Here is a 26,030-nt window from a genome sequence, read left to right on the forward strand (position 1 = left end):
GACTTTTCTCATGCGTCTCATCCCCGTACTTGGTGCGTGCGCCCTGCTGGCGGCGGTACCGTCGCTTTCGTCGGCTCAGGCCGCTCAGAAGTTCGCCTACGTGAATTCGCAGGCACTGCTGCAAAACGCCCCGGGTCGTGCCGAGGCGGAAGCGGCGTTCGAGAAGGACATGGTGGGCATCCGCACGCAGCTGTCCAAGCTGCAGGACTCGCTCAACACCATGCAGGAAGCCTTTGCCAAGGAGGAGGTTTCGCTCTCTCCCACGGCCAAGGAGGCGCGCCTGAAGACGCTGCGCGAGAAGGAAGCCGCGTGGCAGCAGCAGGCGCAGAAGCTGCAGGAGCGCGCGCAGGATCGTCAGGAAGAGCTCATGGCGCCCATCATGGAAGGGCTGCGCAAGGTGCTTGACGATGTGCGCCAGGAAGGCGGCTACTCGTTCATCTTCGATGTCACGGCGGGTGCGTTCATCGTCTCGGCCGACAAGAACCTCGACATCACGGATCGTGTGCTCAGCAAGCTGCGTCTGAGCGCGCCCAAGGCCACCGCGGCGCCGGCGGCCAAGCCGGCCGGTCCGACGTCGGCCCCGGCGGGTGTCACCACCAAGAAGCCGCCCACGACGTGAGTCCGGCGCCTGGTGGGTCAACCACCACCTGGCAGCAGAACGGCGGTGATGGGCAAGAGCCCATCACCGCCGCTGCCATTGCAGCACAGGTCGGTGGCGTGCTCATTGGCGATGGATCGGTGCTGGTGCAGGGCATCGCGCCGCTTGATCGCGCGGGTGCACAGCATCTGAGTTTTCTGGCGCATCCCCGTTATGCGGCGTCGTTTGCCGACTCCGCAGCCGGCGTGGTGCTCGTCACCCCGGCCTACGCCGAGCAGCCGGGACGTCCGACCACGCGTATTGTGGTGGAGAAGCCCATCGACGCGCTGGTGGGCCTGCTCGCGCGCTTCCACCGCCGTGAGCCACGCGCCGAGGGCGTGCACGCCACGGCGGTTGTCGCGCCGTCGGCTCGCCTGGGTGCGGGTGTGACGCTCGACGCGCATGCCGTCGTGGGTGACGATGTGGTGCTGGGTGATGGCTGCTGGATTGGCGCGGGCGCTGTCGTGGGGGCGGGCAGTGTGCTCGGGCGCGACGTGCGGCTGTATCCGAACGCGGTCGTGTACCCCTTTACTGAACTCGGGGATCGCGTCGTGCTGCATGCCGGGGCGCAGGCGGGCCGCGAGGGCTTCGGTTTTGTGCCGCGACCCGATGGCGTAGCGCGGATTCCGCATATCGGGCGCTGTGTGCTGGAGCATGATGTGGAGCTTGGCGCCAACAGCTGCGTGGATCGCGGCAGTGTGGACGACACCATCATCGGGGCCGGCACCAAGATCGACAGTCTCGTGCATATCGCGCACAATGTGCGTGTGGGGCGGTTCTGCTTCTTCGCCTCGCAGGTGGGCGTGGCGGGATCGGCGCGCATTGGTGACGGCGTGCAGTTGGGCGGTCAGGTTGGAGTGGGCGGCCACCTTACCGTTGGCGCGCGCGCCCAGTTGGGCGGTCAGGCCGGTGTCATTGGTGACGTACCAGCCGGCGAAACGTGGTCGGGTTATCCGGCACGTCCGCACAAGGAGCAGCTGCGTGCACAGGCTGCGCTGGCGCGACTGGTGAAGCTCATTCGCCCACTCGAGCGCCTTGTGCGTGGAGACTCGGCATGATCGCATTGGCCGGAGAGGGAGCGACCTCCGCGCGTGGACCGCGCTCGTCGCTGCATGCGCCGCGGTACACCATTTCCCGCGACGTGCAGGTCGAGGGTATCGGTCTGCATCTGGGGCAACCCTGCCGCCTGACCTTCCGGCCGGCTGCGCCGGGCACGGGCATCGTGTTCCGCCGAGAAGACCTGCTGGATCGTCCGATCATTCCGGCCAGAGTGCAGATCGCAGTGGAGGCCGAACGCCGGACGCAGTTGGGCACAGGTGCCGCGGCGTTGCACACGGTCGAACATGTGCTCGCGGCCGTCGGTGGGCTTGGCCTCGACGACCTCGAGATTGCGATGGATGGTCCCGAGCCGCCCATCATGGACGGCAGCGCGCGGCCATTTCTCGAGGCACTGCAGGCGGCGGAGCCCGTGGCGCACGGCGGCCGGCCCGAGTGGCTCGTGCTGCGCAAATCGATTCGCGTAGTGGATGGCGAATCGGTCTATGAGGCGCATCCGAGCATGGGCTTCGACCTTGCGGTCACCATTGATTTTCCGCATCCCCTCATCGGCGCCCAGCAGTGGGCGGGGCGCGTGACGCCCTCGACGTTTGCCGGGGAGCTTGCGGCCGCCCGCACGTTCGGCTTCATGCACGAAGTGGACGCGCTGCGGTCGAAGGGATTGATTCAGGGGGCGTCCACGGCCAATGCCATCGTGCTTGATGGGCAGGGGCTGGTGGACACCAGTTTGCGTTGGTCCGACGAGTTTGCGCGCCACAAGGCGCTGGACTGCGTCGGCGATCTCGTGCTGGCGGGGGCCCGGTTGCGGGCTCGCGTCGTGGCCCACAAACCCAGTCATCGGGGCACGGTTGCCCTGGTTCGCGCCCTCGTGCAACACGCTGTCCCGGAGCCTGCCGTGTACACCGTCGAAGACATTCTGCAGGTGCTGCCGCACCGCTATCCCTTCCTGCTGGTCGATCGCATCCTCGATATCGAGGAAGGCAAGCGCATCGTCGGGCTCAAGAACGTCACGATCAACGAGCCGTTCTTCCAGGGGCACTTCCCGGGGCATCCCATCATGCCGGGCGTACTGATCATCGAGGCCATGGCGCAGGTGGGCGGCATGCTGCTCATGCGCACCATCGACGATCCGTCATCGAAGGTGGTGTACTTCATGTCCCTCGACAACGTGAAGTTCCGGCGGCCCGTCAAGCCTGGCGACCAGCTGCGTCTGGAGCTCGATGTGCTGCAGATGCGTGGCACCATGTGCAAGATGAAAGGCACGGCCTACGTCGACGGCCAGGTCGTCACCGAAGCGGAGATGGCGGCCATGGTCCGCGATCGATGAACGCCGAGACTCTCGCGTCTACCACCACGACATCATCCGTGCGCATCCATCCGTCGGCGCTCATCGATCCGTCGGCCGAGATCGGTCAGGACGTGGAAATCGGTCCTTGGGTGATCGTCGGTCCCCAGTGCACCGTGGGGGACGGGTCACGCATTGCGGCGCGCGCCACGCTCGAGCGCAACGTGCGCCTCGGTCAGCGCGTGCAGGTGGGCATCGGGGCCATCCTCGGTGGTGATCCCCAGGACCTCAAGTACCGCGGTGAAGAGACCTGGGTGGAGATTGGAGACGACACGGCTATCCGTGAGTACGCCACGGTCAACCGGGGCACGTCGCACTCCGTCACCACGCGCGTGGGCAAGCACTGCTTCCTCATGAGCTACGTGCACCTCGCGCACGACTGTCATGTGGGCGACCATGTCATCATCTCGAATGGCACGCAGCTCGCGGGCCATGTGATGGTGGAGGATCGCGCCACGATCTCCGGTCTCTGCGCCGTGCATCAGTTTGCCCGCGTGGGCAAGCATGCGTTCATCGGGGGCTGCTCGCGCGTGTCGCAGGATGTGCCGCCCTATGTGCGTGCGGTGGGCAATCCCATCAAGCTCTTTGGGCTCAACTCGGTGGGCCTGCAGCGCAGCGGCTTCGACGACGCGGTGGTGCGTGAGCTCAAGCGCGCGTATCGCTTCTGCTTCCGCTCCGACCTCAACCTGTCGCAGGGCGTTGAGCGCGCGCGCGCGGAGATGACGATGATTCCCGAAGTCGAACACTTCCTGGGATTCATCGAAGCGAGCCAGCGCGGCGTGGGGTTCTGAGCCAATCATGAGCGCCTCATGAGCAGCACCCCGGCGGTGGATCTGCAGCGATTCAGTGGACCGAGTGCCCCGCGTGTTGGTGTGGTGGGCGCCGGTGGCCTCGGCATTCATCACGTCCGCATTCTGCGCGATCTGTGCGGTGATCGGTTTGTCGGCTTTGTCGACGAGAACCCGGCGCGCGCGGCGCAGGTGTCCGAACAGCACGGGGTTCCGGCGCTGCCATCGCTGGAGGCCCTGCTCGAGCAGGCCGACGCGGTCTCCATCGTGGTGCCCACCACGGCGCATCATGCCGTGACCTCGGCAGCCCTGCGAAAGGGGCGTCACGTATTTGTCGAGAAGCCATTCACCGTCACCCTGGCCGAGGCGGACGAGTTGCTGGCGCTGGCGCATGCGGCGGGTGTGGTGCTGCAGGTCGGGCATGTCGAGCGCTTCAATCGGGCGGTGCGTGCGGCCATGCCGTACGTGGACGGACCGCGCTTCATCGAGAGCGACCGTCTCGCACCGTTCAATCCGCGTGGGTCGGATGTGGCGGTGGTGCTCGATCTCATGATCCACGATCTCGATCTCGTGCACACGCTCGTGGGCACGCGGGTGGTGGATGTGCAGGCCATGGGCATTCCGGTCCTCACGCCGCAAGTGGACATTGCGAACGCGCGACTCACGTTTGCGAATGGCGCCGTGGCCAACATCACGGCCAGCCGAGTTTCGCGTGAGCGACTGCGCAAGCTGCGCATCTTTCAGCGCAGCGGCTATCTCTCGCTCGATCTGGCCGCCGGCACGGGTGAGTTCTTCCGTCTGCGCGGCGATTTCGATCCGCGCCTCCTGGCCCGTGCGCCCCGTGCGCTTGAAGAGTTCGTGGAGCGCGTCGAACTCAACGCGCCCGACGGTGAACCGCTGGGGCTCGAACTGGCGCAGTTCATTGGCGCCATCATGGGACAGAACCCGGTGGCGGTGACGGGTGAGGAAGGCCGCGAGGCGCTCGAGGCGGCGCTTCGCATTGTGTCGGCCATCGAACAGGCGCATGCCGCCATGGGCGAGCACGCCCATCGTGACGGTCTGCCCGACGGACCGCCTGACGGACCACCGCGTGCGTGACGTGCTGTTTGTCGTCGGTGAGGCGTCCGGCGACCTGCATGCGGGCAAGGTGGTGGAAGCGCTGCACGCGTCCTGGGATGCGGATGGCGTACCGGCGTCGTCGCGCGCGCGGCTGCGTGGTGTGGGCGGGCAGCACATGGCGCGGGCTGGCGTGGACATCATCGAACCCGTCGAGCATCTCGCCGTGATGGGGTTCGTGGAAGTGCTGCAGCATGTGCCCAAACATTGGGCGCTGCTGCGTCGTCTCAAGCGCGACATGGCGAGTGGTCGCGTGGGGTTGGTGGTGCTGCTGGACTATCCCGGCTTCAATCTCAAGGCGGCGGCGGCGGCGAAGGCGGCGGGCATTCCGGTGCTGTACTACATCACGCCGCAGGTATGGGCCTGGGGCGCCGATCGTTTGCCGCGCATTGCGCAGGTCGTCACCAGGGCGGCGTGCATTCTCCCGTTTGAGGAAGCGCTGCTGCGTCAGCATGGCGTGGATGCCACGTTTGTCGGCCATCCGCTGCTTGATCGCGCGCAGCACTTGCCATCACGCGAGGAGGCCTGCGCGCAACTGGGCCTCGATCCGGCGCGGCCGGTGCTGGCGGTGTTTCCCGGCAGTCGGCGCGCGGAGATCGCTCGCCATCTCGCGCCGTTCGTTGAGGCGGCGCAGGCGGTGCAAGCGCAGCGTGCCGACGTGCAGGTCATCGTGGGCGTAGCGCCCACGGTCTCGATTGATCAGGCGCAGTGTCCGTTCCCCCTCGTATCGGGGCAGGGCTTCGTGGTGCAGCGTGCCGCCACGGCGGGCTTGCTGAAGAGCGGCACCAACACGCTCGAAGCGGCGGTCGCCGGTCTGCCGCACGTGATTGGCTACATGACCAACCCGCTCACCTATCGCATTGCGCGGCGGGTGGTGAAGATCCCGCACATCGGCCTCGTCAACGTGGTGGCCAAGCGCGAAGTCTCGAAGGAGTTTGTACAGCAGGATTTTGTACCGGCGCAGGTGGCGTCCGCGTTGTTGCCGCTGCTGGACGTGCAGAGCGCCGCGCATCGCAACGCACTCGAGGGTTTGACGGCGGTTCGTGATTCGCTGGGGTCCCCCGGCGCTTCCGCTCGTGTGGCGGCCATGCTGCGGCAGCTGCTGGAGCCCGCGACATGACCGCGTCCGAGCCGCGCGCTGCGCAAGGGCTCGATTGGAAGACACGTCTCAGCATTGCGCTGGGCTGGATGGTGTTTCGCGTGCTGGGGCTCACCTGGCGGAGCACCGTGCATGGTCGGGAGGCCATCTGGCCGCGCCGCGAAGGGCAGACCGCCTGTGTATACACGCTCTGGCACGGGCAGATGCTTCCCGTGCTCTGGTCGCATCACGTGCGCACGGGCGTGCTGGTGAGTGAGCACCGTGATGGTGAAATCATCACGCGCATTCTCGAGAAGTTCGGCATGTTCGGCGTGCGAGGCTCCTCGTCGCGCGGCGGCACGCGCGCCTTGCTCGAGGCCGTGCAGGTGGTCAAGCGCGGCACGGACATGGCCTTCACGCCCGATGGACCACGTGGGCCGCGACACAGCTTTGCGCCCGGTGCGCTCATTCTGGCGCATCGGGCGCAGGTGCCCGTCGTGACCATCACCGCGCATGTTGATCGCAAGTGGCAGTTGCGCAGCTGGGATACCTTCGAGATTCCCAAGCCGTTCGCTCGCATTACGGTGGTGTATGGCGAGCCGCGCCTGCTCACCGATGGGGATGTGCGGGAGGCGGCCGCGCGCACCGAAGAATTTGCGGCACATATGGCCGCTGATCAGGCGCAGGCCGCCGCACTGGCCGCGGCGCCGTCAGGTCCATCACGCAACGGATCGTCCGGAGCGACGTGATGGCACCGGAGCTCGGACGTCGCGCGGCCGAATGGCTGTGGTACGCCGATGGGCTGCCGGGCGAGCTGGCGCGGACGGTGTTGTGGCCCGCTGAGGCGCTCATGCGCCTTGTCGTGGCCCGACGCGGCCAGCGCTATGATCGCGCGCAGCGCGAGGGGAGTCTGCCCGCCATGGCGCTGCCGGCGCTTTCCGTGGGCAACCTGACTGTTGGTGGCACTGGCAAGACACCGGTGGCCGCCTGGTTCGCGGCGCGTCTTCGCGAACGGGGCGCCCATCCGGCACTCGTCATGCGCGGCTATGGCGACGACGAGTGGCGCGTGCATCAGGTGCTCAACCCGGCGGTGCAGGTGCTACGCAATCCCGATCGTGTGCACGGCACCGGCGAAGCGGCCCGAGCGGGCGCAGACTGCGTGGTGCTTGATGACGCCTTCCAGCATCGTCGGGCGAGACGAGTGGCCGATGTGGTGCTGGTCAGCGCTGACCGCTTTGACTCCGCGGTGCGTCTGCTGCCCGCCGGACCCTACCGGGAGCCCCTCGCTGCGTTGCAGCGGGCGACGGCCATCGTCGTAACGGTGAAGGCCGCTGGGCCGGAGCAGGTCGATCGGGTACTGCAGGCAGTGCAACGAACCGCCCCAGAGGTGGGGGTGGCGGTGCTGCGGCTGGTTCCCGGCGCCCTGTGCCAGCTTTCGTCATCCGATCCACATGACGGGCTGGCACCGGTGGCCGGCTCTCCCCCGGCAACGGAGGGAAACCGGGAGCGTGGGCCGGTGGTGCTGCTGTCGGCCATTGCCGACCCCCAGGCCTTTGAAACCCAGATGCGCGGGTGTGGTTTGGACGTGCGCGCGCACCTGGCCTTCGGGGATCACCACACGTTCACGGCGGCTGATGTGGAGACCGTGCTCGCGCGGATGGCACAGCAGGCGGCCTCGGCGGGTACCACACCGTCGACGCGTGTCGTGTGTACCCTCAAGGACGCCGTCAAGCTGGCACCGCTCTGGCCTCGCGTCGGACCGGCGCTTTGGTATGTTTCCCAGCATGTCGCGGTTGAACGCGGCGCGGCACTTCTCGACCAGCAGGTCGAGCGGGTCATCACCGCGCGCGACACCGCGGTTCCTCCCCCCGGCTGAGCCGGCCCACCACCTACTGCCTCATGGCCATCGACCTCCTCCGCCTGCCGACGGACAGCATCGTCCGCCCGGACAAGGATCGGTTTCTCAACGAAGAAAATCCCTTCGAAGCGATGATGTCCCGCTTCGACCGCGCCGCCGAGCTGCTCGACCTCGAGCCCGGCATTTACAAGATTCTCCGCAACCCGGAAAAGCAGCTCATCGTGTCCGTTCCCGTCATGATGGACAACGGGGACGTGGAGGTGTTCACCGGCTATCGCGTGCTGTACAACACGTCGCGCGGACCCGCCAAGGGCGGTATCCGCTTCGACATGAATGTCACGCTGGAAGAGGTGAAGGCGCTCGCCGCGTGGATGACCTGGAAGTGCGCCGTGGTCAACCTGCCGTTCGGCGGCGCGAAGGGCGGCGTGATCTGCGACCCCTTGCAGATGAGCGTGGGGGAGCTCGAACGCGTGACGCGCCGCTACACCAAGGGCATCATCTCGCTGCTCGGTCCCGATACCGACGTGCCGGCGCCCGACGTGAACACCAACGAACGTGTCATGGCCTGGCTCATGGACACCTACTCCATGCATGTCGGTCGCACGGAAAACGCGGTCACCACGGGCAAGCCCGTCGAGATGGGTGGCTCACTGGGCCGCAAGGAAGCCACGGGCCGTGGCTGCATGCTGGTCACGAAGGAAGCACTCGCGCACCTCGGCATGGACATCAAGGGCGCGACGGTGGCCGTGCAGGGCTTCGGCAACGTGGGCTCCATTGCCGCCAAGCTGCTGGCCGAGCAGGGGGCCAAGATTGTCGGTATCAGCGACCGCTTCGGTGCCTTCCACAACGCCGCAGGCATTGATGTGGACGCGGCCATCAAGCACGTGCAGAAGCATCGGTCGCTCGAAGGGTTCACCGGCGGTGACGCCATCGATGCGGACACGCTGCTCACGCTGGAAGTGGACGTGCTGGTGCCGGCGGCACTCGAGAACGTCATCACCACCAAGAACGCGCCGAAGATTCGCGCGAAGGTCATCTGCGAAGGCGCCAACGGCCCCACCACGGCGGCGGCCGACCCCATTCTCGACGAGAAGGGCATCTTCGTCATCCCCGACATTCTCGCAAATGCGGGTGGCGTGACGGTGTCCTACTTCGAGTGGGTGCAGGATCGCATGGGCTACTTCTGGTCGGAGGAAGATGTGAACTCCCGACTCGGTGGCATCATGACGCGCAGCTTCCAGGACGTGCTGCAGTTGTCCAAGCAGCACCGCGTCAACATGCGTACCGCGGCCTACATGCTGTCCATCAGCCGTGTGGCCACCGTGCACCGGCTGCGCGGGATCTACGCGTAATGCCTGGCTGTACCCGAGCGTCGGATGCCGGCACGTGCCGGCTCCGGCGCTGACGGCCCAGTCCCATGCGGGTTCTCGTGTGTGTCATCGGCCGGCCTCGCCATGCGGGGCTGGCCGATGCCATTCAGGACTACGAGACGCGGGCCCAGCGGTATTGGCCGCTCGAGGTGCACGAGCTGCGCGAGGAGTCGGGCCGAGCGCTCAGTCCCGAGCAGGTCAAGGATCGCGAAGGCCTGCGATTGCTCGAACGAATTCCCGGAGACACGCTGGTGGTGGCCTGCGATCCGGGGGGCGTGTCACAGGACTCGGCCCAGTTTGCCGCCTGGTTGCAGCAGCAGCGGGAGAGCGCACGTCACGTGGCCTTCATGATCGGCGGCGCGCACGGGCTGTCTGAGGCGGTCCGAACCAGGGCTTCTCGGCGTCTTTCACTGGCGCCGTGGACGCTTCCTCACGAGCTTGCACGTCTGGTGCTGGCTGAGCAGTTGTACCGCGCCGGAACCATCGTGCGCGGGGAGCCTTATCACAAGTAGACTCTCGGGCCAGCTAGCGGAACCGACCCGTGATCCGATCCACCGACCTGACCAACCGACCTGAGCGAGAATCCGAAGGCGTGAGCGACCTTGAAGCGTTGAGGCAGGAAGGCCTGCACATCCGCACGGCCGCGTTGGGAGGCAGCGCCCTCTCGCGTGCGTTGCAGACGGGGCAGGTGGGTGAGAACTGGTTGGCGCCGCGTCCACGCTCCGTTGCCGCGTGGCGCACGCACGCCACCACGGTACGGGCCGATTTCCCCGACGACGCGTGGTGTAGACGGCTGGCGCCGGCATTTGCCGCCACCGGTGCGGCGGCCGAGCGTCTGCAGCGCGCCGCCCAATCGGGCGTGGTGGTGACCACTGGGCAGCAGCCGGGACTCTTTGGCGGCCCCACGTACACGTTCAGCAAGGCCATGGGGGCCATTGCCCTCGCGGATGCACTTGAAGCCGCACTGGGCATTCCGGTCGCGCCGGTGTTCTGGGCCGCGACGGATGACGCCGACTGGATGGAAGCGGCAGTGACCTGGGTGGCTGGTGCCCGTGGTCTCTCCAAAGCGCAATTGGCAGGACCGGCCACCGACGGTGTGGCCATGGCTGATGTCCCACTCGGTGACATCAGCGCCGCGCGCGCGGTCCTGGGCAACGCGTTTGGCTCGGCGGCTCACGGGAGTGTGATCGACCTCATCGACCGCAGCTACGTGCCGCAGGCCACGATGGGTGGTGCCTATCTGCAGTTGCTGCGGGCCTTGCTCGAGCCGCTGGGTATGGCGGTACTCGATGCCGCGCATCCCGCCTTGCGTGAAGTGGCCGATCCGCTGCTCCGCCGTGCGCTCAAGCAGAGCGCGAACATCCTGGAGTCGGCACAGACAAGGGCGCGAGACATCGAGCGCGCCGGCTACTCGCCGCAGGTCGATGTGGTGGATGGCTTGTCGCTGGTGTTTCGTACCGCAACGGCCAGTCAGGGCGGACAGGTGCAGCGTGTGCGAGAGCGCGTGCCGGTGGCCGAGGGCATGCAGGTGGCACGTGAGGCGGAAGTCGGGGCGCTCGGCGCCAACGTGCTGCTGCGTCCGGTGATGGAGCGAGCCATACTGCCCACCGTCTGTTATCTCGCGGGTCCTGGGGAGTACGCCTACTTCGCACAGGTCTCACCGGTGGCTGAGGCCCTGGAGGCTGCCACGCCGGTGGCCGCGCCGCGCTGGGCCTGCGCCCTCGTGGAAGCACGCAGCCTGATGCAGCTCGAGCAGCTCGGTCTCAGCGAAGAGGATCTGCTCGATCCGCACCGCGCCGAGCAGCGCGTGGCTCACGCGCATGTGGATGCCGAGTTGGCTGATACGCTCGAGCGCCTGCGCATTACGGTGGATGCGCAACTGCGCGCACTGCACGATGCGGCCACCGGTCCTTCGACACCGTTGGCGGCGGAAGTGGTGGACGGTCTCACGCGTGATCTCACCCATCGCATTGATCGCTTCGAGCGGCGCGTGGTGGCTGGCGTCAAGCGTCGCGAAACGGAACTGCTCACGCAGGTGGCCGCGGTGCGTGCGTCGCTCAGGCCCAACGGGCAGTCCCCGGAGCGCGTGCTCAACCTCATGCCGCTGCTCGTGCGATACGGGCCACGCGTGCTCTCGGGCATGCGCGAAGCGGCAGCGGCTCATGCCGACGCGCTACTGCATGGCACGGGGGCCGACGCGGTGGAATCGGCGTCGGTACGCGCGGAGACTGCCGCGCACTCATGACGGACGCGCGGCCGGGGCGGGAGGACGGCGGCCGGTACGCCATGGTGGTGGCCGCCGGGATCCTGGTCAGCCGAGTCGTGGGTCTGCTGCGCAACACGGTGTTTGCGCACTACTTCGGGGCTGGATTGGCCTCGGATGCCTACAATGCGGCATTCAAGATCCCGAATGCCATGCGCAACCTGCTCGGGGAAGGTACGCTGTCCGCGGCCTTCGTGCCCGTGTACAGCGCGGCTCTGGCGCGTGGCGACGAACGGGGCGCCCGTGCGCTCGCCAATGCCGTGCTGGGTCTCCTCATGGCGGTGGTCAGTGCGCTGACGCTGTTGGGCATCGTGGCCGCCCCATGGCTGACCACGATGCTTGCTCCTGGTTTCGATGCCGATGCACGGGAGCTCACCACCCGGCTCGTACGCATTCTGTTTCCGATGACTGCCGTGATGGTGCTGAGCGGCTGGTGCCTCGGCATTCAGAATTCGCACAAGCGATTCTTCTGGTCGTACGCGAGCGCCGCATTCTGGTCCATCGCGCAGATCGCGCTGCTTCTGGTATGGGGCCCGCGTGCCGACTCGGCGGCTTCTCTTGCCGTCGCGCTGGCCTGGGCCACGTTGGTGGGCGCGCTCTTGCAGGTGGCCGCGCAGTGGCCTGAAGTGGTGCGCGTGTTTGGGGCCGTGCGTCCCACGCTCAATCGACAGGATGCCGGGGTCCGTCAGATTCTGCGGCATCTGGTGCCGGTGCTCACCGCGCTGGGTGTGGTGCAGTTGTCGTCGTTCGTCGACTTGCAGATTGCGTCGTATCTGCCGGTGGGCGCCACGACCACCATGACCTACGCCAATACCCTGGCGCTGCTGCCGGTTTCCCTGTTTGGTGTGTCGGTGGCGGCCGCGGCGCTGCCGGATCTTTCACGCGATTCGTCCGCGATGGCGTTTGATGTGCTGCGCGAGCGGCTGCGTGCAGGGTGGCAGCGCATCCTGTTCTATGTGGTGCCGAGTGCGGTGGCCTTTATGGTGGTGGGCGACTACTGCGTGGGTCTGTTGTATCGCAGCGGACAGTTCGGCGCGGTGGAGCAACACGCTGTACATGTGACACTCGCGGCCTATGCCGTGGGCCTGGTCAGCTTTGGCTCGGTCAAGTTGCTGGGCAGTGTGCACTACGCGCTGCAGGATTATCGCACGCCGCTGCGCGCCTCATTGCTGAGCATCGTGATTTCGGCGGCGGCGGCGGCGTCGCTGGCGTATCTCTTTCGGAGTTCGACGTTGGCGGTGGCGGGTATTGCGCTGGGTTCCGCGCTCGGCTCGTATGCGAATCTTGCCGTGCAGGTGCGCGGGCTGCGTGCGCGACTCGGTCCGCTGTACACGCCGGCCATGTGGAAGGGTACTGGGCGCATTGTGGTGGCCGCGGTGATGGCGGCATTGGTTGGGGCAGGGCTGCGTCTTGCCCAGCAGCGCTATGCGCCGGGCTGGCATCCACGCCTTGCGGCGTGGCCTGTGCTCGGTGGATTTGCGCTGACGTATCTGCTCACGGCGTGGGCGTTCGGTAGCCGCGAGGCTTCTCGGTGGTTGCGTCTCGCCCCACGCGTGTCACCAGACGCGGCGACATGAGCACGCTATCCGATCGTGTGGAGCTGCCGGACGACGAGTGGACGCGCGCTGCCCTGGCGCGTGGCATGCCACCGGCGGTCGCGCAGAAACTGCCGCACTTGCCGGACTCCCCGGGTGTGTATCTCTGGAAGGATGGCGAAGGCGGCGTGCTGTATGTGGGCAAGGCCAAGCGCCTGCGCGCGCGTGTGCGCAGTTACTGGGCGCAGGATCATGAGAGCAGCCCCAAAACGCGCGGCTTGCTGCGCAAGGTGCGCGACCTCGAGACCATCGTGGTGCCGTCCGAGGCGCATGCGCTCATTCTCGAGGCCACGCTCATCAAGGAGTACCGCCCGCGCTTCAACGTGGCGTTGCGCGACGACAAGTCGTATCCCTGCATCAAGGTCACGGTGCAGGAACCGTTTCCGCGCGTGCTGGTGACTCGCCGCATTCTCGACGACGGCGCCCGCTACTTCGGGCCCTATACCGATGTCGGCGCCATGCGTCGCGCGCTCAATGTGGTCAAGCGGCTCTTCACGGTGCGCTCCTGTCATTACGACCTGCCGCGTGAAGCGCCCGAGCGACCCTGTCTCGACTACTTCATCAAGCGGTGCAAGGCGCCGTGTGTGGGCTATCAGGATCAGGCCGACTATCGCGCGATGATCGATGAGGTGGTCTGGTTCCTCGACGGGCGGACCAGCGACGTGGTCGTGCGCGTCAGGGAGCGCATGCACGAGGCGGCGGAACGGTTGGACTTTGAACGCGCGGCCGAGTTGCGCGATGCCCTCGGCCATCTCGAGCGGATGGAAGAGCCTACGGTGGTGCTCGAGGTGGAGGGCGGCGACCGCGATGTGGTGGGCTACGCACGCGACGGCGCCGATGCCTGCGTGGTCATCCTGCGCATTCGTGGCGGGAAGCTGCTGGCGCGTGATCATCGGCTGCTCGAGCACGCCGACGATGAGGAGGATCAGTCGGTGCTCGGCGCCTGCCTGGCGCAGTGGTATCGCACCATCGAGGGCCGGGCCAGCGAGGTGCTGGTGCCATTCGAGTTCGAGGATCGCGAGATGCTGCAGGCGGCGCTCGAGCGGACCGCCATTCGTGTCCCGCAGCGTGGACCACGCCGCGCGCTCGTGGACCTTGCCGACAAGAACGCGCAGCATCTGCTGGAAGAGTTCAAGCTTGCGGCCCTCGAAGCCGAAGAGCGGGCGGCCGACCCGGTGTACGAGCTGCAACGCGAACTGGGGTTGCCACGCCTGCCACGCTCCTTCGTGACGTTCGATATCTCCCACGCGCAGGGCACCGACGTGGTGGCCAGTGCGGTGTGGTTCGAGAACGCCCGGCCCAAGCGCAGCGAGTACCGCAAGTTCAAGATCAAGACCTTTGAAGGCAACGACGACTTCCGGTCGATGCATGAAGTGGTGACGCGCTATTTCCGTCGCCGCCTCGACGAGGAGCGGCCCTTGCCCGATCTGGCCGTCATCGATGGCGGCAAGGGGCAGTTGAATGCCGCGCGCACGGCATTCGACGAGCTGGGCCTCACGCAGGTGGGACTCATCAGCCTCGCCAAGCGTGATGAAGAGATCTTCCTGCCGGGCAAACCAGACCCCGTGCGTCTGCCGCGCCGGTCGCCCGCGCTGCGCATGCTGCAGCAGGCGCGCGATGAAGCCCATCGCTTTGCCATTACGTTCCAGCGTCAGAAGCGTGCCGCACGTACCATCACGTCGGAGCTGCTGAGCATCCCGGGCGTCGGCCCCTCAAAGCGCCGCGCACTCCTGCACGTGTTTGGCAGTGTGCAGGGAGTGAAGGACGCGACCGTGGAGCAGATTGCTGCGGTGCCCGGCTTTGGTGAAGCCTCCGCGCGCAAGGTCCTGCGTGCGCTTGGGGTTCCCGACAGCGCGCCGGTGTCAGCTCCCGACCCAACGCCTTCAACCGAATCGAACGCATGACCGCTCCTCACTGGACTCTGCAGTGTTCCGCCTGCGGCAGCGCCGCCCCACTGGCGCGCGCCGGTCTGTGCCCCGCGTGCAGTCAGCCACTGTTCGCCCGCTATCCCAACGTGCCCAAGAGCACGACGCTTGATGCACGGTGGGATATGTGGCGCTACCGTCCGCTCATGCCGCTGGCGGCAGGGGAGTCGCCCGTCACGTTGGGTGAGGGGCTGACGCCGCTCATCGAGTCGACGTCATTGGCCGCCGATGTCGGCGTGGCCCGGTTGTGGATCAAGGACGAGGCACAGAATCCCACGGCCTCGTTCAAGGCCCGCGGCATGAGCGCGGCCGTCACGCGGGCGCGTGCCGAGGGCTATCCCGGTCTGGTGGTGCCGACGGCTGGCAACGCAGGGGCCGCCCTTGCGGCCTATGGTGCCGCCGCCGGCATGCCGGTCAAGGTGTTTGCACCGCGCACCACGCCTCGGCCCATTCTCGACACCATCGACGCCTTCGGTGCCGACCTTGTGCGCATCGATGGCCACATCGGCGACGCCGGCAAGCTGGCGCTGGCCCATGCCGCCGAGACGGGCTTCTTTGCCATCTCCACGCTGCGTGAGCCGTATCGGGTGGAAGGCATGAAGACAATGGGTTTCGAGATGGCCGAGCAGCTGGGCTGGCGTGTGCCGGACGTGGTGGTGTATCCGACAGGCGGCGGCGAGGGCACGGTGGGTATCTGGAAGGCGCTGGAGGAACTGGCCGCCGGTGGCTGGCTCGCGAGCGAGCGCGTGCAGCCGCGATATGTGGTCGCGCAGGCCGCGGGCTGTGCGCCCATCGCACGCGCGCATGCCGCCGGACTCGATCGCGCCGAACCCTGGGTGGATCCGGTCACCTATGCGGCGGGCCTTCGGGTTCCGTCACCGTTGGGTGACCGGGTGCTGCTGCGCATTCTGCGCGAAACGAACGGCGTGTCAGGGACGGCCGGCGAGGAGGACATCCGTGAGTGGACGCGTCGCCTGGCTGAGGCGACTGGTATCGACGCGGCGCCGGAGGGCGGATGTGCCCTCGTGGTGCTCCGGGATGCCGTCCGGGCGGGACGGATCGCCGCCGATTCAGAAGTGGTGGTGTACAACACGGGGAGTGGCGCGTCCTACCGCGCCTGAACCTATATTGGGACGAACGGCAGGACAGACTCACCGAGGAGACGAGATGAAGGGCAAGACCTGGATGCACGCCGTGGCGACGGCGGTGGTGGTGACACTCGGCACGACGCCGGTGGCCGCTCCCCTCGCGGCGCAGGAGTGCAACATCAACGACAAGAGTCCGTTCCAGCTGGCCAGCGCCCGGCAGTACGTGTCGATGGCGGCCAACTCGCGCAAGGACGACGAAATTCCGCGTCATCTGGCCAACTCCATCCGGGTGCTGACCGACGCGCCGGACAAGATCAAGAACGAGCCGGGACGCCAGTTCCTGCTGCTCCGCACGTACCGCCAGTACCTCGAGAAGAACGAGGGCGTGTACGAGATGAAGCGCGGCGACATGGGCTTTACCACCAACAAGGAAGGCACGCACAACCTGCTGCTGGCGGTGGACTCCGCCGCATCGGCTGTTGAGCGCCTGATGCCCGAGTGCGCGGCGGAGGTGCGTCCGTTCCGCACACGATTCTTCAGCGACATTCTGAACAAGGCCATCAACGCCATGAGCGCCGACCAGGATGACTCGGCCTCGTACTACGCGCACATGTCCATGCTGGTGGCGGGTAAAGATCCGCGGCCCTGGAACGTGCTCTCGTCGGTGTACCAGAAGCGCGGGCAGATGGACAGTGCCACCATCGCCATGGAGCGCGTGATCGAGTACTCGGGGACCGACACCCTGTATACCCGCGTCAAGCAGCAGAGCCGCTACAATCTCGCGGTGCTGACGCTGCAGCAGGCGGAGGCCGGGGAAGGGTCGGCCAAGGAAACCAAGATCACCAAGGCCCGTGGCTTGCTCGAGGCGTTCCTCAAGGAGACGCCGGGTGATGCGAATGCGTCGCAGGCGCTCGGCCGGGCATTGCGCCTGTCCGGCGATACGGCGGCCGTGGCCAACATGTTCGGCGACATGGTCAAGGATCCGGCAAAATTCACGGCCGACCAGTTGTTCGAGGCGGGATCCAACGCGGCGGCGGCTGGTCGCTCGCAGGATGCCATCAACCTCTTCGAAGCCGGGTTCACCAAGAACCCCAATCACCGTTTCGCGCTGTATAACTACTCCACCACGCTCTTCGACCTCAAGGACACGCAGCGCATGGGACCCGCCATCACGCGGCTCATGACGCTCGATCCCAACTTCGAGCGCGGCTGGCGCCTCATGGCCGGCTACTGGCAGCGTTTGGCGCAGGCCGAGTCGGACGCGGCCAAGAAGAAGGTCTACAACGACTCCGTGCTCTTCTACCTCGACAAGCAGCAGAAGACCACGCCGAAGATCGAGATCACCATGGCCTCAAAGGCCGGCGCCGCATTTCAGGTGGGCGGCTCGGTCACGAACGATGGCCAAGCCACCGGCAGCTGGACGATGAAGCTCGAACTGCTCGATGAGACGGGGGCGGTGGTGGCCACCAAGGACGTCGCCATCGGACCTGTCGAGGCGGGGTCAGGCACGACGTTCAGTGTGAAGGTGGATGCGCCCAAGGCGGTGGCCTTCCGCTACGCGCCGCTCAAGTAGTTCGGAGGCTGCAAAGCACTCGCATACGCGCACCGAAGTGCATGAATTTGATTGACTTCGGTGCGTCGAGTTCGTAGATTTTCTCAAGTGGGCGGCAGCGCAAGGTTGCCGCCCGCTTGCGTCCCGGGGGAAGGCCAGCGCGCCGGTCCCCCTTTTTTGTCCCGGGTTTCATGGTTCGCGTCACGCACGTCGAGCCGGGCAGCCTCGCCGAGTCCCTCGGTCTGGTGCCTGGCACCGAACTCCTCACGGTCAACGACCGTCCGCTGGAGGATTTTCTCGACTGGGAGTTTCTCACGGCCGAGGAGTCGTTCGTGGTATCCGCACGTTTGCCCGACGGGGGCGAATTCGTAAAGCGCGTCGATCGTGGGGACGGGCGCCCCATGGGCCTCGAGCTGGCGCCGCCCACCGTGCGCCGCTGCGCCAACCGCTGCGAGTTCTGCTTCATCGAAGGACTGCCCAAGGGACTGCGCAAGGGCCTCTACATTCGCGACGACGATTACCGCCTGTCCTTTGCCTACGGCAACTTCGCAACGTTGTCGAATGTGAAGGAACGTGATATCGCGAGGATTCTGGAGTACCGCCTCTCACCCCTGTATGTGTCGGTGCACGCGACGCCGTGGGAAGCCCGCAAGGTGCTGCTCAACAACCCGCGCGTGCCGAACATTCTCGAGCAGTTGCAGCGGCTGGCCGAGGGCGGCATCCAGTTCCACTGCCAGATGGTCATCGTGCCGGGCCTCAACGACGGCGAGGTACTCGAACAGTCGCTGACCGACCTGTGGAATCTGGGTCAGGCGGTGTTGTCGGTGGCCATCGTGCCGGTGGGCCTCACGCAGTTCTCGCATCTCTACACCGGCAAGTCCATGGATGCAGCCAACGCCGGTGCGCTGCTCGACCGGGTGCATGCCTGGGAAGAGCGGGCGCTGGCCGAGCGCGATGATCGCTGGGTGTTTGGCTCCGACGAGCTGTACCTGTTGGCCGATGTCCCGTTGCCGGACGAGGAGCACTACGGCGAGTTCGCGCAGATTGAGAATGGCGTAGGCGCCGTGACCTCACTGCGTGCCCGGGTGCGCGACGGACTCGACCAGCTTCCGCGTCTTGATGGCAAGCGCATTGGTGTGGTGACGGGTGTGTCCATGACGCCGCTCATGCCGGAGCTGCTCGAACAGATCAGCGCCGTGACCGGGGCCCAATTCGATCTGATCACCGCGGAAAACTCACTCTTCGGTCCCACGACCACCACCGCGGGACTGCTGGTTGGCGCTGACATCAAGCGCGTACTGGCAGGGCGCCACGACCTCGATCTTGCACTCATTCCGGCGGAGTGCATCAACGACAACGGACTGTTCCTCGATGAGGAGTCCTTTGTAGCCGTTCGGGAATCGCTTCCCATGCCGGTCTATCCTTCCTACGATTTCATCGATGCGCTCGTCCCAGAAGGGGACGCGGCGGTTCGATCCGCCGCCTGAGCCCATATATGAGTTTACCTGTTGTTGCCCTCGTCGGTCGCCCCAATGTGGGCAAGTCGCATTTGTTCAACCGTGTGATTGGTGAGGCCACGGCCATCGTCAGTGAGGAGGCCGGCACCACGCGCGATCGCCACTTTGGTGAAGCCGAGTGGGCGGGGCATCACTTCTGGCTGGTGGACACCGGCGGCCTGGTCGAAGACTCGGATCTGCCCATGGACAGCGCCATTCGTCAGCAGGTCATGCAGGCCATCGATGAAGCCGACCTGCTGCTGTTTGTCGTGGACGCCAAGGTCGGTGTGCATCCCAGCGATGCGCGCATTGGCGACCTGCTGCGCAACTCGCGCAAGCCCTGGCTGCTGGTGGCCAACAAGGTCGACAATCCGGACAGCACGGACTTCTACGAGTTCTACCGTCTGGGCGTGACCGATGTGTATCCGGTGTCCGCGTCCAACGGTAAGGGGTCGGGTGATCTGCTCGACGCCGTGGTGAAAGCCATTCCCGAGACGGCGGACGAGCCGTCGAACGCCACACGTGTGGCCGTCATTGGCCGCCCGAATGTGGGCAAGTCCAGCATCGTGAACCGCCTGCTCGGCGAAGATCGCCTGGTGGTGAGCGACGAGTCGGGCACCACGCGCGACGCCATCGATGCGCCCATGTCGTACCATGGGCAGGAACTGATCTTCGTCGATACGGCGGGCTTGCGTCGGCAGTCGCGCATCGATGACGGCATCGAGTTCTATTCGTCGCTGCGCACGCGCCGCGCCATCGATTCCGCCGATGTGTGCGTGCTGGTCATTGATGCCACGGAAGGCCTGCACAATCAGGATCTCAAGATTGCCACGATGGCCTGGGAGGCCGGTCGCGGCCTGATTCTCGTGGTGAACAAGTGGGACATGTACGAGGACAAGACCGACAAGAGCGCCGACAAGTTCCGCAAGGATGCTGTGGAAAAGGTGCCTTACCTCAATTTTGTGCCGTTCCTCTTCACGTCGGCCTTGACCGGGCAGCGCATTACCAAGGTGCTGGACGTTGTGCTGCAGGTGCAGGAACAGCGCACCCGTCGCATCAGTACCTCGCAGGTGAACGATGCGCTCGAGGAATTGCTGGCCCGTCGCCAGCCGCCGCAGGCTGCGGGTCGCGAAGTGAAGCTCAACTACGCCACGCAGGTGGAAGTCGAGCCGCCTACGATCGCGGTGTTCGGCAATCATCCCGAGACCATTCCCGAGCACTACATCCGCTTCCTGCACAACGGCTTCCGCGAGAAGTGGGGATTCCTCGGGTCGCCGCTGCGCGTCATTCTCCGGAGAAAGAACAGCTGATGGCGACGCCGTCGATGTTGGCGGGCGGTGTGGCGTTGGCCTACGTGGCCGGTTCCTTTCCCACGGCCTATCTCGTGGGCCGCGCCAATGGCATTGACCTCCGCACGGTGGGGTCGGGCAACCTCGGCGCCACCAATGTGCAGCGCACTTTGGGCTGGGGTTGGGGCGGGCTGGTATACCTCGTGGACTTTCTGAAGGGTTGGCTGCCCACCCTGCTGCTGCCCGGCGCGCTCGGCGTGTCGGCGGGCTGGCCGTGGGGCGTGTGTTTCGGGGTGGCCACGATTGCGGGCCACGTCAAACCCATCTTTCTGCTGGGCCGAGGCGGAGGGAAGGGCGTCGCTACGGCGAGTGGTGTGTTCATGGCGCTGGCGGCGCTGCCCACGGCCATCGCCATTGCCGTGTTTGCGCTGGTGGTCGCGGTAACGCGGTATGTGAGTCTCGGCTCCATGGTGGCCGCGATAGCGCTCGCGTCCGTCCTCCTGGTCACGGCCGGCCCACGCTCACCGTTGTTCGGGGTGTCGTGTGCAATTGCCGCTTTTGTGATCTGGGCGCACCGGGAGAACATCGGGCGTCTGCGCCGCGGTGAAGAGCGTCGGCTTGGCAGCCCCCGTCCGGCGGAGCGTGTGTCATGAGCGAGACGATGCGCTGCGCGGTGGTGGGGGGCGGTGCCTGGGGCACGGCCATCGCCGACCGGCTGGCACGCAACGGATGGCCCACCATGTTGTGGGCCCGCGAACTCGATGTCGTGGAGTCCATCAACACCACTCACGAGAATCGTCGCTTTCTGCCTGACCTGCCGCTGACGCCCGCGCTGCTGGCGAGCGACGACATGTCGCACGTGCTAAGTGACGCCACTCTGGTGGTTTATGCCGCGCCTTCGCATGTGCTGCGTCTGGTGGTGCAGGCCTCGCAGCCCTCGCTCAAGGCCGGCGCGGTCCTGTCGGTTGCCACCAAGGGCATTGAACGGGAAACGCTGGCGCTCATGACCGACGTGGTGGAGCAGGCAGCGCCTGCGCACGACGTGGTGGCCATCAGCGGGCCGAGTTTTGCGGCGGAAGTCGCCAAGGGACAACCCACCGCCATTGTTGCAGCGGGGGCGTCGCACGACGCCGCCAAGCTCGTGCAGCGCGCCCTCAGCGCGCCGGCGTTCCGCGTTTACACGTCCGATGATGTGGTCGGTGTGGAATTGGGCGGCGCGCTGAAAAACGTGATGGCGGTGGCAACCGGCATTCTTGATGGGTTGGGCATGGGCTTCAATCCGCGTGCGGCGCTCATGACGCGCGGGCTCGCGGAGATGACGCGACTCGGTGTGGCGCTTGGCGCCAAGCCCGATACCTTCGCCGGTCTGGCTGGACTCGGCGATCTGGTGCTGACCTGCACCGGCGCGCTTTCGCGCAATCGCGCCGTGGGTGTGGCCATCGGGCAGGGGCAGACACTCGAGCAAGCGCTGGCCGGCAAGGACAGCGTCGCTGAGGGGGTGCTCAACACCGAGAGCGCCAAGGCCCTGGCCGACAAGGCGGGTGTGGAAATGCCCATCATCGACGCCACGCACCGCATTCTGTTTCAGGGACAGTCGCCGCGAGATGCGGTGGCGGAACTCATGGCGCGCGAACTGCGCCCGGAGCGCGACTGATCGTGGCCTCGCCACGTGGGGAACTGCTGCAGGAGTTCTACTCCATCGGCGACGTGTGCACGTTGACCGAGCTCAAGCCGCATGTGCTGCGATATTGGGAGAGCCAGTTCAAGGTGCTGAGCCCGGCCAAGAATCGTAGCGGCAATCGCGTGTACTCGCGCCGCGAGGTCGAGCTCATCCTGCTGGTGAAGCACCTGCTGTACACCGAGAAGTACACCATCGACGGGGCCCGTCAGAAGTTGGATGAACACCGAAAGGGTGGCGCCATCCGTACGGCAGCTCGCGCGGCACTGGAAGTCGAGGTGCTCGAAAGCATCGAGCGTGAACTGGCGGAACTGCAAGCCCTGCTTAACGATATGCCGGACGACCGGCGCTGATTTCTCAACTCCCTCATGCGCATTCTTCTCAGTAACGACGACGGAATTCTCGCCAAGGGTCTCAAGGTCCTTGAGCAGGCCTGTGAGCCTATCGGCGAGTTGCACGTGGTAGCCCCGGACCGGGAGCAAAGCGCCACGAGCCATTCGCTCACGCTGCATCATCCGCTGCGGCCGGTGCAGTTGGGCGAACGGCGCTGGCAGGTGGACGGCACACCAACCGACTGCGTGATGCTGGCCTGTGAGATGCTGCTCGAGCAGCGGCCGGACTTCGTCATCAGTGGCATCAACCACGGCCCCAACATGGGCGAGGACGTGCTGTACAGCGGCACCGTGGCTGCCGCCATGGAAGGACTGGCGCTCGGCATTCCGTCGATTGCGTTGTCCTTTGCGGGTAGCGTGCTGCGTGCGGATGCCGTGCTGGAGACCCAGGTGGGGCAGGTGCGCTCGCTGCTGTACCATCTGACCTCGTTGCCGCAGTTTCCCGCGGATACGCTGCTCAACGTGAATCTGCCTGCAGTGCCCGGGCCCGACATCAAGGGTGTGCGGCTCACGCGCCTCGGTCGTCGAGTGTTCAGCGACTCCATCAAGAAGATGAAGGACCCCTGGGGTCGCGACATTTTGTGGATTGGCGGTGGCACCGTGGAGTGGAGCGGCAGTGACGACTCCGACTTCCGCGCCGTGAAGGATGGCTACATCTCCGTGACCCCGTTGCATCTCGATCTCACGCACCGCGACGTGCTCAACTCCGCGACCGACTGGTGGCAAGCCCCGTAGAGCCGGAGTTCCGCGGCGCCAGACGGCGCCTTGTGGAAACACTGCAGGACAAGGGAATTCGTGATCTCGCGGTACTGCGGGCGGTGGACATGGTCCCTCGGCATGTCTTTGTGCCGGAGACCGTGCGCCATCGCGCCTATGAGGATTCTGCGCTGCCCATCGGGAACGGGCAGACCATTTCGCAGCCCTCGGTTCACGCCCGGTCGGTCGAGCATCTGCAGTTGACCGGCAAGGAGAAGGTGCTGGAGATCGGCACCGGCTCGGGCTATCAGACCGCGCTGCTGGCCGAACTGGCCGCCCAGGTTTTTTCGGTGGAGCGATACCGGGAGCTGCTCGATCGCGCGCGGCCCATTCTGCAGCAGGCCAATGTGCGCAATGTGTCCCTGTCCCTCGGCGACGGCACCCTGGGCTGGAGAGAGTACGCCCCGTATGACGGCATTGTGGTGTCGGCTGGCGCACCGCATGTGCCACCGGCACTCGAGGAGCAGTTGGCGGAGGGCGGTCGCCTGCTCATTCCCATCGGGGACCGGGAAGAGCAGATGCTGACCCTCTTCACCAAGCGCGGCGGCCGACTCGAGCGGCGTGACATCACGCCGGTCCGCTTCGTCCCCCTTATTGGGGCAGGGGGCTGGCCGAGCTGATCGGTCCGTCCTGAATTGCGCCCGTGGCATTCCTGCGCCAACTTCGCGATTCCTCGACCGGATCTCCCATGGCCGTTCCCGCCCGCGTCTCCACCGATCCGCACACTCCCATGAGCGAGCTGACTAACACGCCGCGTCCGTATGCTGGGCCGACCGCTGCGTCGGCGGCTGCGCTCGAGATTGCGCGTGGCCTGCTGGACGCAACGGCCAACGGCCCCTATGTGCCAGCCGCCTGGCGGAGTGCCGATGCGGCGCCGGCGCGGGTTGCCGAACTCACGCCATCCACGCCGATGGTGGCTGTGGCGGCTGAGGCGGCTGAGGCGGCGGCGGTTCACGTTGAGCCTCAGTTCGCCGAGCCGGTCGTGACGGAGCCGGTCGTGACGGAGCCGGTCGTGACGGAGCCGGTCACGACCGACGTGCAGACGACGATTTCAGATGACCTGCCGTGGATTGATTCGTTCCTGGCCAGTACGCCGCCGCTTCCGATGATGGCCATCGAGGACGCCTCGACGACCGTTGTGGCGGATGAGGTCTCGGATGTAGTCGCGGATGAAGTCGCGCTTGACGTGACTGTTGAAGAGCTCGTCCAGCAGGTTCACGTGGAAGAACCGGTGGTTTCGGCGGCTGCGTCTGACGTGTCATCTGAAACGCCAGACGATACCTGGCCGCTCGACGAAGCCACGCCGGACTTTGAGCGTCTTTCGCAGCAGATCGATGCCTCGCATGGGCCGGAGGTGTTGGCCACGCCCGCGCGGACCACGCCAGCGGAGACCACGCCGCCGCAGCCTGCGCCCGCTGTGCCGCTCGGTCAGTCGCTGCCCGCGACACCCGCCATGGCACCGTGGTCGGACGAAGAGTTCATGGACATCATGCCGGTGCGCCGTGCGATGCGCACGCCGATGTCATCGGCGGCGGTGGATCAGTCGTCGCAATGGGCGGAGCGTGCACGAGCGGCGCAGGTTGCGCGCGACGCCGCGCAGGATGCCGGCGTAGGCCGTGCGAGCGAGGCGGCGGAGGCGCTGGAGATGCTGGCGCGTCGTGTGCGAAGCGGCGAACTGGCGGTTCCCGAGTTCGACGGTCGCAACGGCGAGTCGGCGGCGCTGGTAGCGGCACTGGCCGCCGTGCTTGGCGTGCGCTTGCGCTGATGGCGGATATGCGCGTCTCACACGGCGGCTGAATGCTGGTGCGCGCGTTTGTGGTGGAAGGTCTGGTGCAGGGCGTTGGGTTTCGCTGGTTTACGCGCGAACAGGCGCGCCGGTATGGCCTGCGCGGCTGGGTGCGCAACGAAGCCGACGGACGGGTGCGCGCGGTGGCGGCCGGGCCGGCCGCGTCCCTTGATGCCTTCGAGGCCAGGCTGCGGGAAGGGCCCGCCGGTTCCCGCGTGGACGCCGTGATCGTGGAGCCTGCAGGGCCAGTGCTCATTGACGACCTGCCGCAGCCGTTTAGCGTGTTGCGATAGCGTGTTGCGATAGCGTGTTGTGACAGCGTGTTGCGCTAGCCTCCGACCTCTCCCGCATGCAACAGACCGTACACAGTCGAGCCATGGTGGACCGCCATGCGCTCGCCGCGCGCATCCTGGCCACGCTTCGCGACGTTCCGGATTTCCCCTCGCCGGGTATTCTCTTCAAGGACATCACGCCTTTGCTGGCTGACGCCGCGCTGTTTGCCGACGTGGTGCAGGCCATGGCCGACCCCGCGGCAGGCGTCACGCACGTCGTCGGCGTGGAGAGCCGAGGGTTCCTGTTTGGCGCGCCGTTGGCGCTCGCGCTCGGGGTGCCGTTTGTACCGGCCCGGAAGCCCGGCAAGTTGCCTTGGCATGCGGAGCAGGAGGCGTACACCCTCGAGTACCGGCAGGACGTGCTCGAAATGCACCGGGATGCCTTCGCCGGTCACGCGTCGCCGCGCGCGCTCGTGGTGGATGATGTGCTGGCCACCGGTGGTACGGCAGCGGCCACGTGCCGTCTGTGCGAGCGGTTGGGCGCCACGGTGGCTGGGATAACGGTCCTGCTGGAGATTGGCGCGCTTGGTGGTCGATCGCGTGTCACCCATCCGGTGGACGCGCTTGCGGCCTGCTGACTAATTTGTCGGAGCTCCACCCAGCCCCCGTAGCTCAGTTGGATAGAGCAGC

At 66.3% G+C, this 26,030-nt stretch carries 25 protein-coding genes and 1 tRNA gene (1 of these 26 running past the window's edge); all 26 read left to right on the forward strand.

Going from position 1 to position 26,030, the window contains the following annotated elements:
* Positions 1–10: 10 nt before the first annotated feature.
* A complete protein-coding gene (locus tag B2747_RS18915; RefSeq protein WP_291164738.1) occupies positions 11–619 on the forward strand; it encodes an OmpH family outer membrane protein in 609 nt (202 codons plus the stop codon).
* Positions 616–1,695, forward strand: a complete 1,080-nt coding sequence (gene lpxD / locus B2747_RS18920; RefSeq protein ID WP_291164741.1) for a UDP-3-O-(3-hydroxymyristoyl)glucosamine N-acyltransferase — start codon at positions 616–618, stop codon at positions 1,693–1,695. Before B2747_RS18915 ends, lpxD begins: the two co-directional genes overlap by 4 nt.
* Positions 1,692–3,020 (forward strand): bifunctional UDP-3-O-[3-hydroxymyristoyl] N-acetylglucosamine deacetylase/3-hydroxyacyl-ACP dehydratase, encoded by a 1,329-nt coding sequence (locus B2747_RS18925; protein WP_291164744.1) that lies wholly within the window; start codon positions 1,692–1,694, stop codon positions 3,018–3,020. The genes lpxD and B2747_RS18925 overlap by 4 nt, the downstream gene beginning before the upstream one ends.
* Positions 3,017–3,829 (forward strand): acyl-ACP--UDP-N-acetylglucosamine O-acyltransferase, encoded by an 813-nt coding sequence (lpxA, locus tag B2747_RS18930; protein WP_291164747.1) that lies wholly within the window; start codon positions 3,017–3,019, stop codon positions 3,827–3,829. Before B2747_RS18925 ends, lpxA begins: the two co-directional genes overlap by 4 nt.
* An 18-nt stretch (positions 3,830–3,847) precedes the next feature.
* Complete coding sequence (locus tag B2747_RS18935) at positions 3,848–4,924, forward strand: Gfo/Idh/MocA family oxidoreductase (protein ID WP_291164750.1); 1,077 nt, start codon at positions 3,848–3,850, stop codon at positions 4,922–4,924.
* Complete coding sequence (gene lpxB, locus B2747_RS18940; protein ID WP_291164753.1) at positions 4,917–6,062, forward strand: lipid-A-disaccharide synthase; 1,146 nt, start codon at positions 4,917–4,919, stop codon at positions 6,060–6,062. Before B2747_RS18935 ends, lpxB begins: the two co-directional genes overlap by 8 nt.
* On the forward strand, positions 6,059–6,769 hold the full coding sequence (locus B2747_RS18945; protein ID WP_291164755.1) for a lysophospholipid acyltransferase family protein: 711 nt from the start codon (positions 6,059–6,061) through the stop codon (positions 6,767–6,769). The genes lpxB and B2747_RS18945 overlap by 4 nt, the downstream gene beginning before the upstream one ends.
* Positions 6,769–7,896: a tetraacyldisaccharide 4'-kinase gene (locus B2747_RS18950; protein ID WP_291164757.1), complete on the forward strand. Its 1,128-nt coding sequence runs from the start codon at positions 6,769–6,771 to the stop codon at positions 7,894–7,896. Before B2747_RS18945 ends, B2747_RS18950 begins: the two co-directional genes overlap by 1 nt.
* Positions 7,897–7,919: 23 nt before the next feature.
* Positions 7,920–9,230 carry a Glu/Leu/Phe/Val dehydrogenase gene (locus B2747_RS18955; RefSeq protein ID WP_291164759.1) on the forward strand — a complete coding sequence of 437 codons (1,311 nt, stop codon included), beginning with the start codon at positions 7,920–7,922 and terminating at the stop codon, positions 9,228–9,230.
* 65 nt (positions 9,231–9,295) lie between these two features.
* A complete protein-coding gene (locus B2747_RS18960; RefSeq protein WP_291164762.1) occupies positions 9,296–9,760 on the forward strand; it encodes a 23S rRNA (pseudouridine(1915)-N(3))-methyltransferase RlmH in 465 nt (154 codons plus the stop codon).
* Positions 9,761–9,789: 29 nt separating this feature from the next.
* A complete protein-coding gene (bshC, locus tag B2747_RS18965; protein WP_291164764.1) occupies positions 9,790–11,493 on the forward strand; it encodes a bacillithiol biosynthesis protein BshC in 1,704 nt (567 codons plus the stop codon).
* Complete coding sequence (murJ, locus tag B2747_RS18970) at positions 11,490–13,088, forward strand: murein biosynthesis integral membrane protein MurJ (RefSeq protein WP_291164766.1); 1,599 nt, start codon at positions 11,490–11,492, stop codon at positions 13,086–13,088. The genes bshC and murJ overlap by 4 nt, the downstream gene beginning before the upstream one ends.
* The gene (gene uvrC / locus B2747_RS18975) at positions 13,085–15,010 is read left to right on the forward strand and encodes an excinuclease ABC subunit UvrC (protein WP_291164769.1); all 1,926 of its coding nucleotides are present in this window, start codon (positions 13,085–13,087) and stop codon (positions 15,008–15,010) included. The genes murJ and uvrC overlap by 4 nt, the downstream gene beginning before the upstream one ends.
* The gene (locus tag B2747_RS18980) at positions 15,007–16,152 is read left to right on the forward strand and encodes a threonine synthase (protein ID WP_291164772.1); all 1,146 of its coding nucleotides are present in this window, start codon (positions 15,007–15,009) and stop codon (positions 16,150–16,152) included. The genes uvrC and B2747_RS18980 overlap by 4 nt, the downstream gene beginning before the upstream one ends.
* A gap of 46 nt (positions 16,153–16,198) precedes the next feature.
* Positions 16,199–17,692, forward strand: a complete 1,494-nt coding sequence (locus B2747_RS18985; RefSeq protein ID WP_291164775.1) for a hypothetical protein — start codon at positions 16,199–16,201, stop codon at positions 17,690–17,692.
* Between the two features lie 170 nt (positions 17,693–17,862).
* Positions 17,863–19,158 carry a DUF512 domain-containing protein gene (locus B2747_RS18990; RefSeq protein ID WP_291164778.1) on the forward strand — a complete coding sequence of 432 codons (1,296 nt, stop codon included), beginning with the start codon at positions 17,863–17,865 and terminating at the stop codon, positions 19,156–19,158.
* Between the two features lie 8 nt (positions 19,159–19,166).
* On the forward strand, positions 19,167–20,477 hold the full coding sequence (gene der / locus B2747_RS18995; RefSeq protein WP_291164781.1) for a ribosome biogenesis GTPase Der: 1,311 nt from the start codon (positions 19,167–19,169) through the stop codon (positions 20,475–20,477).
* Positions 20,477–21,109, forward strand: coding sequence for a glycerol-3-phosphate 1-O-acyltransferase PlsY (plsY, locus tag B2747_RS19000; RefSeq protein WP_291164783.1), 633 nt, complete (start codon positions 20,477–20,479; stop codon positions 21,107–21,109). The genes der and plsY overlap by 1 nt, the downstream gene beginning before the upstream one ends.
* Entirely contained in the window at positions 21,106–22,110 is a 1,005-nt protein-coding gene (locus B2747_RS19005; RefSeq protein WP_291164786.1) for an NAD(P)H-dependent glycerol-3-phosphate dehydrogenase, read from the forward strand. The genes plsY and B2747_RS19005 overlap by 4 nt, the downstream gene beginning before the upstream one ends.
* A gap of 2 nt (positions 22,111–22,112) precedes the next feature.
* Positions 22,113–22,487, forward strand: coding sequence for a MerR family transcriptional regulator (locus B2747_RS19010; protein WP_291164789.1), 375 nt, complete (start codon positions 22,113–22,115; stop codon positions 22,485–22,487).
* Between the two features lie 15 nt (positions 22,488–22,502).
* On the forward strand, positions 22,503–23,261 hold the full coding sequence (gene surE, locus B2747_RS19015; RefSeq protein WP_291164792.1) for a 5'/3'-nucleotidase SurE: 759 nt from the start codon (positions 22,503–22,505) through the stop codon (positions 23,259–23,261).
* A complete protein-coding gene (locus B2747_RS19020; RefSeq protein WP_343125934.1) occupies positions 23,243–23,902 on the forward strand; it encodes a protein-L-isoaspartate(D-aspartate) O-methyltransferase in 660 nt (219 codons plus the stop codon). Before surE ends, B2747_RS19020 begins: the two co-directional genes overlap by 19 nt.
* Positions 23,903–23,970: 68 nt before the next feature.
* Positions 23,971–25,047 carry a hypothetical protein gene (locus B2747_RS19025; protein ID WP_291164797.1) on the forward strand — a complete coding sequence of 359 codons (1,077 nt, stop codon included), beginning with the start codon at positions 23,971–23,973 and terminating at the stop codon, positions 25,045–25,047.
* Positions 25,048–25,079: 32 nt separating this feature from the next.
* Positions 25,080–25,361, forward strand: coding sequence for an acylphosphatase (locus B2747_RS19030; protein WP_291164800.1), 282 nt, complete (start codon positions 25,080–25,082; stop codon positions 25,359–25,361).
* 56 nt (positions 25,362–25,417) lie between these two features.
* Positions 25,418–25,978, forward strand: coding sequence for an adenine phosphoribosyltransferase (locus B2747_RS19035; RefSeq protein WP_291164803.1), 561 nt, complete (start codon positions 25,418–25,420; stop codon positions 25,976–25,978).
* 23 nt (positions 25,979–26,001) lie between these two features.
* A tRNA-Ser gene (locus B2747_RS19040) sits at positions 26,002–26,030 on the forward strand (it continues 34 nt past the right edge of the window).

This window comes from Gemmatimonas sp. UBA7669, assembly GCF_002483225.1.
Lineage (GTDB): Bacteria > Gemmatimonadota > Gemmatimonadetes > Gemmatimonadales > Gemmatimonadaceae > Gemmatimonas.

Excerpts from the sequence above, each read along its gene's own strand:
- B2747_RS18915 (WP_291164738.1), top strand. The coding sequence starts at position 11 with ATGCGTCTCATCCCCGTACTTGGTGCGTGCGCCCTGCTGGCGGCGGTA.
- B2747_RS18990 (WP_291164778.1), top strand. The coding sequence starts at position 17,863 with ATGGTTCGCGTCACGCACGTCGAGCCGGGCAGCCTCGCCGAGTCCCTC.
- lpxA (WP_291164747.1), top strand. The coding sequence starts at position 3,017 with ATGAACGCCGAGACTCTCGCGTCTACCACCACGACATCATCCGTGCGC.
- B2747_RS18935 (WP_291164750.1), top strand. The coding sequence starts at position 3,848 with ATGAGCAGCACCCCGGCGGTGGATCTGCAGCGATTCAGTGGACCGAGT.
- B2747_RS19030 (WP_291164800.1), top strand. The coding sequence starts at position 25,080 with ATGCTGGTGCGCGCGTTTGTGGTGGAAGGTCTGGTGCAGGGCGTTGGG.
- B2747_RS19025 (WP_291164797.1), top strand. The coding sequence starts at position 23,971 with ATGGCCGTTCCCGCCCGCGTCTCCACCGATCCGCACACTCCCATGAGC.
- B2747_RS18960 (WP_291164762.1), top strand. The coding sequence starts at position 9,296 with ATGCGGGTTCTCGTGTGTGTCATCGGCCGGCCTCGCCATGCGGGGCTG.
- B2747_RS18955 (WP_291164759.1), top strand. The coding sequence starts at position 7,920 with ATGGCCATCGACCTCCTCCGCCTGCCGACGGACAGCATCGTCCGCCCG.
- murJ (WP_291164766.1), top strand. The coding sequence starts at position 11,490 with ATGACGGACGCGCGGCCGGGGCGGGAGGACGGCGGCCGGTACGCCATG.
- surE (WP_291164792.1), top strand. The coding sequence starts at position 22,503 with ATGCGCATTCTTCTCAGTAACGACGACGGAATTCTCGCCAAGGGTCTC.
- B2747_RS19035 (WP_291164803.1), top strand. The coding sequence starts at position 25,418 with ATGCAACAGACCGTACACAGTCGAGCCATGGTGGACCGCCATGCGCTC.
- B2747_RS18980 (WP_291164772.1), top strand. The coding sequence starts at position 15,007 with ATGACCGCTCCTCACTGGACTCTGCAGTGTTCCGCCTGCGGCAGCGCC.
- B2747_RS18925 (WP_291164744.1), top strand. The coding sequence starts at position 1,692 with ATGATCGCATTGGCCGGAGAGGGAGCGACCTCCGCGCGTGGACCGCGC.
- B2747_RS18945 (WP_291164755.1), top strand. The coding sequence starts at position 6,059 with ATGACCGCGTCCGAGCCGCGCGCTGCGCAAGGGCTCGATTGGAAGACA.
- plsY (WP_291164783.1), top strand. The coding sequence starts at position 20,477 with ATGGCGACGCCGTCGATGTTGGCGGGCGGTGTGGCGTTGGCCTACGTG.
- der (WP_291164781.1), top strand. The coding sequence starts at position 19,167 with ATGAGTTTACCTGTTGTTGCCCTCGTCGGTCGCCCCAATGTGGGCAAG.
- B2747_RS18950 (WP_291164757.1), top strand. The coding sequence starts at position 6,769 with ATGGCACCGGAGCTCGGACGTCGCGCGGCCGAATGGCTGTGGTACGCC.
- B2747_RS18985 (WP_291164775.1), top strand. The coding sequence starts at position 16,199 with ATGAAGGGCAAGACCTGGATGCACGCCGTGGCGACGGCGGTGGTGGTG.
- uvrC (WP_291164769.1), top strand. The coding sequence starts at position 13,085 with ATGAGCACGCTATCCGATCGTGTGGAGCTGCCGGACGACGAGTGGACG.
- B2747_RS19005 (WP_291164786.1), top strand. The coding sequence starts at position 21,106 with ATGAGCGAGACGATGCGCTGCGCGGTGGTGGGGGGCGGTGCCTGGGGC.